The organism is Bartonella queenslandensis AUST/NH15, from assembly GCF_000312585.1.
GTDB classification, from domain to species: Bacteria; Pseudomonadota; Alphaproteobacteria; order Rhizobiales; family Rhizobiaceae; genus Bartonella; species Bartonella queenslandensis_A.
Genome location: NZ_HE998211.1, coordinates 1 through 633, shown reverse-complemented (window position 1 = coordinate 633; position 633 = coordinate 1). Strand labels below are relative to the sequence as shown.

Below are 633 nucleotides of genomic sequence, written 5' to 3'. Positions count from 1 at the left end.
GCCCCCAAAGAGGGGGCTCGTGTTCATATTAATGTCATTAACTTATGCACATTTCTTGAGCTGTAAGCTCTTCTCAAGATTTAGTCTCTCTAAAATAGGATAAAAATGGAGTATCAATTCACCATTGCCGTAATTTGTATCAACAAAGATAAGTTTCGTTAAATCATCAACCGGTGAATCTTCATGAATAACTCCCCTCATTTTAATGACGACATTGTTCATAACCTTACGGATATCAGAAGATAAATCAGTATCTAAAACAGCAAGTTTAAGGCAATCATGCAAACTTTCACAGAGCTCACAGAGCTCATCAATTCTTTTTCCACTCATTGTATTGCCCTCCCTGCTGAAAAGTCCCCTGCAAAAATTTGTGATAGATAAGCCATGCCCTTTGCTGTAACGCGTGCATTCTCGATAACCTTATCAGTACCATCGGGGCGGCTGATAATTTTTGTCGGGCAATCCATCAAGCCCGATTGTATCTTAGACTGGTAAGGAATATAAGACGCACTCCCTGCCCGCTTATAAATCCACTTATGTTGTGCAAGATAAGTAAAGAGGTCCTTCGGTCTCATCTCTAAGATCTTAGCCGCATTCGTGATACACATAGTGCCGTCTGCTCTGGTGAGCTGG

2 protein-coding genes are annotated in these 633 nt (G+C 41.1%); both read right to left on the bottom strand.

Annotated elements, in window-relative coordinates; all coding sequences use genetic code 11:
- Positions 1-42 precede the first annotated feature (42 nt).
- On the bottom strand, positions 43-330 hold the full coding sequence (locus BN338_RS09930) for a hypothetical protein (protein WP_039761963.1): 288 nt from the start codon (positions 328-330) through the stop codon (positions 43-45).
- Positions 327-633, bottom strand: a 307-nt coding sequence (locus tag BN338_RS09925; protein ID WP_039761962.1) for a phage antirepressor KilAC domain-containing protein, incomplete at its 5' end; no start/stop codon positions are given. The genes BN338_RS09925 and BN338_RS09930, both read right to left, overlap by 4 nt.

What these genes read in the sequence shown, in the direction of transcription:
- BN338_RS09930 (WP_039761963.1), bottom strand. Translation starts at nt 330, where the DNA reads ATGAGTGGAAAAAGAATTGATGAGCTCTGTGAGCTCTGTGAAAGTTTG.